We start from the raw sequence: 8793 nt of genomic DNA on the forward strand, positions 1-8793 counted from the left end.
GACTGCCCCCCGTGCCACGAGTCGTTGATCTCCGCGCGCCGGACCCGTGCATCGCGTGGGCCGCCGCCATCGTCGCCGCGGCCGCGGGAGCCGCGTGCCGGCCGGCCACGGCCGCCCCGGCGGACGACCGCACCGCCGCAGCACGTCCCGCCGGCGACGGCACCGCCGCCGCGCTGTACGATCGACTGTGCCGTCCCTGCCACGGCGAGCGCGGCGCCGGCAACGGCCCGGCGGCGCCGTGGCTGTGGCCGAGACCGCGCGACTTTTCACGCGGCGCATTCAAGTGGCGAACGACGCCGACCGGCCGCCCGCCGACCGACGACGACCTCGCGCGCGCGATCCGCTACGGCGTGCCGGGTACATCGATGCACGCGTTCGGCGACTTCCTCGACGACGATCAAGTTCGCGCGCTCGTCGCCCGCGTCAAATCGTTTGCGCCAGCAACCTTTTCGCGACCGGCGGAACCGATCGACATCGGCGTTCCGCCGCCCGTCACTGACGAGCTGATCGCGCGCGGCGCCGACCGCTACCGCGCGCTCGGCTGCGCGAACTGCCACGGCGACGCCGGCCGCGGCGACGGCCCGGCAGCCGCGACGATGCAGCCGGGGCCACCGTACGACCTCACCGCGCGGCCGCTGCGGCGGCCCGGCGGCGCGTCGTTGCGCGGCATCTACACCAGCCTCGTCACCGGCCTCGACGGCACGGCGATGCCCTCCTACGCGGGAGCCGCCCCCGACGCCGACCTGTGGGCCGTCGCCGCCTACATCGACTCGATTCGCTACCGCGGCGGCGCGCTGCCCGAACCGACCGCGCTGGAAGTCGCCGCGGTTCGCGCGACGCCCCCCGAGCGGCTCGCGGCCGGCGTGTGGCCCGGCGATCCCGCCTCGCGCGACGCGGCGGTGTGGGGCGGCGACATCGCGCCGCACGGCGCGCCGCCGGCGCGTCTGGCCCCCGCGCAGGCGTCGCTGCATCCCGCCCAGTGCGGGCGCTGCCACGCCAAGCAATTGCGCGAGTGGCGGCCGTCGCTGCACGCGCGCGCCGCGTCGCCCGGCACGCTCGGGCAGACCGCTCGCATGGACGCCAGCGGTCGGACCGGGTGTCTGCGCTGTCACGCGCCGCTGCCCGAGCAGCTCGACCACCACCGACCGTTCGACCCGCAACTGCAGGCCGAGGGCATCGCGTGCGCCGCCTGCCACCTGCGCGGATGGACGCGGTTCGGCCCTCCGCCGGCGACCGGCGCACGGCTGCTGTCGCAGCCCGGCTATCCGTTCGAGCCGCTCGCGATCTACGAGCGCGCCGACTTCTGTCTGCCGTGCCACCAACTGCCGCCGTGGAACGTCAAGCAGGTGGCCGGGTCGAAAGACGACCGCGCCGCGCGCAAGCCGCTTCTGAACACCTATCGCGAGTGGCTCGAGGGGCCGTACATGCGGCGCGGCATCCAGTGCCAGCACTGTCACATGCCGAATCGCGAGCACACGTTTCTCGGCGTTCACGACCCGGACACGTTCCGCCAGGGCATCCGCGTCGACGCGATCGCGGGCCGGTCGCGCGCGACGGGCGCCGTGAGCGTGCGCGCGCGCGTGACCAACGTCGGCGCCGCCCACTACCTGCCGACCACGCCGACGCCGGCGGCATTCCTCGAGGTCGAGTTGGTCGACGGCGGCGGCCGGCCGATCGACGGCGCCGCGGCGTCCCTGCGCATCGGCCGCCATCTCGACTACGACGGCAACGTGTTCCATCAGCTCGCCGACACGCGCATTCCACCGGGCGAGTCGGTCGAACTCGCGAAGGCGTGGGCCGGTGGCCGCACCGCCGACGCGGTCGCCGCGCGCGTGCGCGTGCGCGTGGAGCCCGACGAGTACTACGAGCGCCTGTTCGAAAAGCGGTTGCGCGGCAATCTGCCCGCGGCGATCCGCGCACAGTTCGAAGAGGCGCTGGCCCGCACGCGCGCATCCAAGTACGTCGCGGTCGAGCGCATCGTGCCGATCGCCGACATCGCCGGCGCGCGCCCGAAGCGCTGACGCCACGCGAACGCGCGCCGACACGTCGCGTGCGAGCGGCGCACCGCGCGCCGGTGAGTCGGCGCCGGCCGCGGGCCGCGAGCGTCCGGCCGCCCCGCGGGTCCGTCACGCGGCGAGAAACGGCGCGAGGTGGGCCAACACCGCGTCGGGCCGCTCGAACGCCGACAGGTGACCGGCCCCCGGGATGCGTACCAGTTTCGATCCCGGCATCCGCCGATGCATCTTCTCCGACAGCGCCGGCGGCGTCGCGCGATCCTCCTCGCCGACCAGGATCAGCGCCGGCGCGCCGATCCGCTCGATCGGCGGCTCGTCGGCCCGATCGACCACGCAGCGAATCGCGCGGATGAGCGGCTCCCGGTCGTGCCGTGCGACCTGGTCGATGAGATCGCGCACGAGTTCCGGGCGTTCGCGAAGCGTCGTGGCGCCGAGCATGATCGGCGCGACCCGATCGGCCAACGGCCGGCGCATGCCCAGTCGGCGGTACAGCCACACGAGCACTCCGTACTGCGCGCGCTTCGCGAGCCGCTCGCGGTCGGCGTTGCTGTCGAGCAGCGCCAGCTTGGCGACGCGGTCGGGAAACGCGAGGGCGAACCGCATGGCGGTCATACCGCCCATCGACAACCCGACGAGCGCGGCTCGATCGATCCCCTCTCGATCGAGAATCGCAGCCCAGTCCGCGACGAGATCGGCAAACGAAAACGGCCGCGGCGCCGTCGACTCGCCATGGCCGCGCACCTCGATGTTGATCACCGTGTGCGAGGTCGCCAGCGCCGGCGCAATGTCACGCCACATCCACCGGCCGCACAGCAGGCTGTGGCCGAGCACCACCGCCGGCCCCTGCCCCGCCACGTCGTAGGCGATGCGAGCGCCGTCCCGTTCGATCGTCCGGCTCGTCGTCGACATGCCCGCATCGTGCCACGGTTCCCGCGCCAGCCGCACCGCCCGCGCTATTCGATCAGGTAGATCGGAAACTCGAACCCCGGGGCCACCTCGACGTACAACGTCGCCGACCATCGGTCGACGTCGGCGAGCGCCCAACCGCGGCGCAGCGCGCCCGGCGCGATCGCCACCGACAGTGCGACCCGTTGTTCCACCGTCGCTCCGGCCGGCACGGACATCGGCGCGAGGCGGCCGGTCGCCACCGGCGCGCCGTCGTGCGCGAGTACGAGTCGGTTCCGCTCGATCGCGACGTCGAACGGGGTCGGATTGTGGATGCGCACGTCGAGGTGGACCCCCATCTCGACCTCGCGCGACAAAACCGATCGCAGAGGCGGCAGGTCGATGCCAAACGATGACAGTGCAACGTCGTAATCCAGCTTGAGCAGTTGGCTCTTGTGGTGGACGGATAGCACCAGCGCGCCCGTCCGGTAGCCATTGAACGCCAGCGCGCCGACGACCATGGCCCAGGCCAGCGCTCGCACGGCGATGCCAGCTCGCGCAGTCCGCTCGAACTCGTCGTACAGGTGCGCGCCGAACCACGTTCCCGCCACCGCCGCCCACGCGATCCCGATCACATTGGCCCCGAAGATCATCCACAGGTCGTGCGGCCACAGCCGCGACGCGACGAGTGACGGCGCGGCAAACAATGCACCGAACCCCAACGTCGCAACCGGATGCCGCGCGAGCACCTTGAGGATGCGCGAATAGTGGCCGCCGTGCCGCTGGAGCACCGGCGACGTGAAGTCGACCGCGAACATGAAGAACAACCACGCGTACGACAGCGCGACCGACGCGATGTCGCGCGCCCGACCCGGGTGGTAGCCGATCCAGAACACCGCGAGTTGCACCGCGACGAACAGCGCGAACAGCTTGATTTCCTCCCACGCCTGCACCGACAACGGCAACTCGCGCATCGGCGCCGGTACGAGCCGCGCGTCTCGCTCGAACTGCACCGACAGCGCCTCCTTGAGCCAGAACAGCAGCACCGTGACCAGCGCGAGGGACCCGGACAGCACCACGTTGTCGCTGACCGCGCGCTGTTGCGCCTCGAAGAAGCGGTCGATCACGAACCGAGCCGCGCCGCGCCAGCTGTCGGGGAACACGTAGGCGAGCGCGAGTTCGCGGATGCGACCGCGGCCCGCGGCCCACGCGACCGCCCCGAGCACCGCGGACGCCGCCACCACGTACGCGGCGAGCCGCAGCCACGCGCGCGCGGACAGTCGCGCGATGGCGAGCGGCGATACGAACGCGGCGACCAGCGGAGACCGGCGCATCACGGCGCGAGCGTTCATCCCCGCGGGCGCGGGATCCGCGGGGCAAGCGGCCGAGAGCGCGCGCCGGCGGTCATACCTCGTGCGGCATCTTCTGCCGCGGCGCGCGGAAGTAGCGCAGCGGCGAGTAGTACAAGAAATTCGACACGCGCGAGGTATACAGGTCGGCGTAGTCGGACACCTGCTCGCCGAATCGGCTGTTCTCGTTTCCCTCGCGGAACACGGCGCCCCAGTGCGGATTGTACGCGCGATCGATCGACTCCTCGAGCGCGTCGACCTCCTCGACGATCATCCGCAGCCGCGCGCGCAGCTTGTCGAGCATCACCCGCGAGTGCGCGCGCGCCTCGTCGACGCGCCGGCGCAGCTCGTCGCGGCCGGCCGCCGCGCACTCCTCGCTCAGGCGCGTGAGCGACTTGAGGTACGCGCTCTCGTAGTCGATCTCGGCGTTGAGGTTGCGGCGCCGGCGGTCGAGCAGCTCGAGATCCTTGAGCTGCTGGTCGAGCCGCTCGGACACCTCGATCTCGGCGTCCAGCTCCTGCACGACCATCGCCGTGCGCCACACGTGCGCCTTCTTGAGCCGCAGAATGTCGCCATAGATGTGGTCGCCGACGTACAGGACCCGCTCGCCGCGCACACCGGTCATGTCCTCGAAGTCGTAGATGTTGCCGCCACAGTAGGCGTGCCCGCGAAGAAGTCGCGTCACCGGACGGCCCGCGATCACCTCACCGGTCGCGAGATCGACCTCTTCAAACGGCACTCGCTCGGCAAAAAACCGCGGTTTCATTCCGCCGGTGATGATGTAGTCGAAGTAGTTGCGCCAGCTCGGATAGGCGTGGCGCTTACCGTCGAGCAGGTACGACATCACCGCGTCCGTGTAGTCGTACAGCGAGTTGGTCAACACGAACAGCCGCTTGCCAGCGCTGCGCAGCTTGTGCAACGTCTCGGCCAGTTTCGGATCGTCCTCGATGTACGCGCCGACGTCGCGCTTGATGATGCTCTTGAGCGTGTCGTCGCGGTGGGCCTCGTCGATGCTGTCGCGGATGTCCTGGAACAGCTGGTCGTAGTCGACCTGCCTGCCGGTCGCGTCGAAGTGGTCGACGAGCGTCATGTACATCGCTGCCTCCGGCAGCGCGAACAGCGTGTCGATCCACACGTAACGCGGCAGGTGCAAGCGGATGCGCTGGTTGCGATAGTGCTCGATCCGCTCTGCCTTCGATAGCCGCCGCTTACCGTGATACACGCGGCCCACGTGGCAATGGCGATCCATCTTGAAGATGTTGCCCAGCTTGCGGTCCACCACGAGTCCGCGGATCGCGAGGTGCGGATCGTAGTGCAGCGCGCGCACCTCCTCCGGGTAACCGCGATTGGCGATCATCTTTTGCAAGGTGAGGTCGATCGACAGCTGCTCGAGCCGCGGCTGATGGTACAGCGCAAGCGTGTAATCCATGTCGAAGCCGATCAGCTCGATCTGGTCCATCCGCAGGTTCCGGTTGCAGAAGACGCGCCGGCGCCGAGATACCTCGATCTCCCGGGCGACGTCTCCCATGAGGGCCCCGAACTCACGCTCGAGGTCGTAGCTAGATGCGCGCATGCAGCGCGGGATTGTATAGCAGCGCCGCATGGCTGTCCCCGGATGCGAGCGACACCGCGGGACCGCGCGGCCATCGCGCGGCGGCTCCGTCTCGCGGCGGCGACGCGGAAAGCGGTCGGCCGTTGTGGACGTGGGCGCCGGCTGGTAGGGTGACCGGCCATGGCGATCCGCGACGCGCAATACGCCCGACTGCGCTATTTCCCGCCGCAAATCGACCACCGCTACGGCGACGCGGTCCACATCCTGGCCGATCCGCTGGCGCTCAACCTGCTCGCTCAGTTGTGCGCCAAGGGGACCGTGCAACCGCGGGTCAACCAGCTCGTCAAGAGGCTGTACACGACGCTGTTGCACCACGTCGTCGCGGCCGAGTTCCCCGTGGCCGACCTCGAAGTGCCCACGCGCATGATCGACGTCGTGCCCGAGGGGGTCTGGCGCGGCCCTGCGATCGACGCGGCCACGCGCGCGGTCGTCGTCGCGGTCGCCCGCGCCGGCATCATGCCGTCTCAGGTCGCGTACGACTACCTCAACGAGACGGTCGCTCCCGAAGGCGTGCGCCAGGATCACTTGTCGCTCGCCCGCGAGACCGACGCGGCGGGGAAAGTCACCGGCGCCGCGCTCGGCGCCGCCAAGATCGGCGGCGACGTCGACGGCGCGTTCTTGCTCATCCCCGATCCGATGGGCGCCACCGGCTCGACGATCACGCGCGTGCTCGCCCACTACCGCGAGCACGTCGCCGGCACTCCGCGGCGGGTGCTCGCGCTGCACCTGATCGTCACACCCGAGTACCTGCGCCACGTCACCGCCAACCACCCCGACGTGAGCGTGTGGGCGTTCCGGCTCGATCGAGGTCTATCGCCGGCCGACGTACTCGCCACCGTCCCTGGCGAGCGGTGGGACAACGAGCGCGGCCTTACCGACCAGCACTACATCGTGCCCGGCGGCGGTGGGCTCGGTGAAGTCATGAACAACTCCTACTGCTGATACGGAATACACGCCCACCGCCTCGCAAACCGACGACCATGTTCAACCGCCCCGACGAGCCGTTTCACACCCTCATCTCGGAAGCCGATCTTCAACGTCGGGTGGCCGAACTCGGCGAACAGATCACCACCGACTACCGCGACGTCGGCCACGACTTGGTCCTGCTCGGCGTCCTCAAGGGGTCGTTCATCTTTCTCGCCGATCTGTGCCGCCACGTTCACCTGCCACACACCGTCGACTTCATCGGCCTCAAGAGCTACGGTGACGAGACGGAGTCGTCCGGCGTCGTCCAGATCACCCAAGATCTCACGCGTCCGATCGAGGGCAAGCACGTCCTCGTCGTCGAGGACATCGTCGACACCGGTCTGACCATCGAGTACTTGATGGACAACCTGCGCACGCGACACCCCGCGACCATCAAGCTGTGTTCACTCTTGCACAAGCCGGATCGGGCAGTCCACGACGTGCGCATCGACTACCTCGGCTTCACCATTCCGAACAAGTTCGTGGTCGGCTACGGGCTCGATGTGGCCCAGCGCTATCGCAACCTGTCGTTCATCGGCTATCAGGACACGTGAGGCCATGGCAGGCCGCCCGGAGCAACTCCCCCGCATCCTGTTCGAAATCGGCAAGACCATCGGCGGCAGCCGCGACTTGCCCGCGATGATGTCGCGCATCTCCGAGCTAGCGACCGAGTTGGTGGGTGCCGACGCGACGTCGATCATGCTGCTGGACTCGCAAGGCGAGCGGTTGATGGCGAAGGCAGCCCACGGGTTGCGCGTCGGCCGGCTCGACGGCGTGTCGTTCGCGGTCGGCGAGGGAGTCGCCGGATGGGTCGTGCAACGCGGCGAACCCGCGCGGATCGACGACGTGTCGCAGGACGACCGGTTCGTCCCCCGCGACGCCCCGTCGACTCCGATCGCATCGATGATCTGCGTTCCCTTGCTGGCGGGAGGGCGCCCGATCGGCGTCATGACCGCGACCTCCCAGCGGACTGGCGCCTTCGACCAGGCCGACCTCGAGATGCTCGCATTCGTCGCCCAGACGATCGCGCTGGACGTCGAAAACGCACGGCTGCGAAAGCTGACCGTCACCGACCCGCTCACCGGCTGTTACAACCGCGAATATCTCCACATGCAATTGCCGGCTCGCCTGCGGGAAGCCGAGGACCACGGCACCCCTCTATCGGTCGCGATGATCGACGTCGATCACTTCAAAGACGTCAACGACGCATACGGTCACGCGGTGGGCGATCGCGTGCTCACGGTCGTCGCGGATCGCCTGCGCGCGGCGATCCGCGGGAGGGACGTGCTGGTCCGCTACGGTGGCGAGGAGTTCGTCGCGCTGCTCCCCGACACGGATCTGGCGGCGGCGCGCGACATCGGCGAACGCATGCGCGCCAAACTCGAGGAAAACCCGGTGCACGCGGAAGGGCAGTCGATCGACGTGCGCGTGTCGGTCGGCGTGGCGCGAGCGCGACCGGGTGAATCGGCGCAGGACGTCGTAGGCCGCGCGGATGCGGCGATGTATGCCGCGAAGCGCGCGGGCCGTAACCGCGTCGAGGTCGCGCCGTGACGAACGCGCCGAGCGGTGGCGACTCGCCGGGCGGGGCCGCTCCGCCGGGCGACCGCGACGACCAGGGCGGCGGAGCCGCTCGGCCGGGCGACCGCGACCACCAGGGCGGCGGAGCCGCTCGGCCGGGCGACCGCGACGACCAGCGTCCGTCGATCCGGAGCGGCGATTCCCTCGACGCGGGCGCGCGCGGCGACCGGTCGGTGACGGGCGCGCCGCGCGACGCGGGCGCGCCGCGCGACGCGGGCGCCTCGCGGCCGGCGGCGACGCGGACGCCGGCAGCCGGCGACGAGGCCGCGACCACCGCCGCGGGCCCGTCGCCGGCTGCGGCCCGACCCCCGGCGGAGTCCCCATTCCCGTTGCTGCGGCCACCGCCGGCCGCCGGCGAGTCGGACGAACGCGCGCCGCCCTCGCCGGA

At 70.4% G+C, this 8793-nt stretch carries 8 protein-coding genes; 5 read left to right on the forward strand and 3 right to left on the reverse strand.

Annotation, left to right across the window (positions count from 1 at the left end; translation table 11 throughout):
* The first annotated feature begins 11 nt into the window (after window positions 1-11).
* Window positions 12-2021 (forward strand): hypothetical protein, encoded by a 2010-nt coding sequence (locus tag D6689_01635; GenBank protein ID RMH44843.1) that lies wholly within the window; start codon window positions 12-14, stop codon window positions 2019-2021.
* A 105-nt stretch (window positions 2022-2126) separates the two neighbouring features.
* Here D6689_01635 and D6689_01640 read toward each other — a convergent pair whose 3' ends face one another.
* The 3 genes from D6689_01640 to D6689_01650 all read right to left on the reverse strand — a co-directional run bounded on the left by D6689_01640 (window position 2127) and on the right by D6689_01650 (window position 5852).
* On the reverse strand, window positions 2127-3035 hold the full coding sequence (locus D6689_01640) for an alpha/beta fold hydrolase (GenBank protein ID RMH44844.1): 909 nt from the start codon (window positions 3033-3035) through the stop codon (window positions 2127-2129).
* A complete protein-coding gene (locus D6689_01645; protein RMH44845.1) occupies window positions 2969-4237 on the reverse strand; it encodes a hypothetical protein in 1269 nt (422 codons plus the stop codon). The genes D6689_01640 and D6689_01645 overlap by 67 nt, the downstream gene beginning before the upstream one ends.
* A gap of 67 nt (window positions 4238-4304) precedes the next feature.
* The gene (locus D6689_01650) at window positions 4305-5852 is read right to left on the reverse strand and encodes an HAD family hydrolase (GenBank protein ID RMH44846.1); all 1548 of its coding nucleotides are present in this window, start codon (window positions 5850-5852) and stop codon (window positions 4305-4307) included.
* 135 nt (window positions 5853-5987) lie between these two features.
* Here D6689_01650 and D6689_01655 point away from each other — a divergent pair, with 135 nt between their 5' ends.
* The 4 genes from D6689_01655 to D6689_01670 form a co-directional block, all read left to right on the forward strand.
* On the forward strand, window positions 5988-6803 hold the full coding sequence (locus tag D6689_01655) for a uracil phosphoribosyltransferase (GenBank protein RMH44851.1): 816 nt from the start codon (window positions 5988-5990) through the stop codon (window positions 6801-6803).
* A gap of 38 nt (window positions 6804-6841) precedes the next feature.
* Complete coding sequence (hpt, locus tag D6689_01660) at window positions 6842-7381, forward strand: hypoxanthine phosphoribosyltransferase (protein ID RMH44847.1); 540 nt, start codon at window positions 6842-6844, stop codon at window positions 7379-7381.
* Window positions 7329-8378 (forward strand): sensor domain-containing diguanylate cyclase, encoded by a 1050-nt coding sequence (locus D6689_01665; GenBank protein ID RMH44848.1) that lies wholly within the window; start codon window positions 7329-7331, stop codon window positions 8376-8378. Before hpt ends, D6689_01665 begins: the two co-directional genes overlap by 53 nt.
* Window positions 8375-8793, forward strand: a 419-nt coding sequence (locus D6689_01670; protein ID RMH44849.1) for a hypothetical protein, incomplete at its 3' end; no start/stop codon positions are given. The genes D6689_01665 and D6689_01670, both read left to right, overlap by 4 nt.

The sequence above is a fragment of the Deltaproteobacteria bacterium genome, from assembly GCA_003696105.1.
Taxonomy (GTDB): Bacteria; Myxococcota_A; Polyangia; order Haliangiales; family J016; genus J016.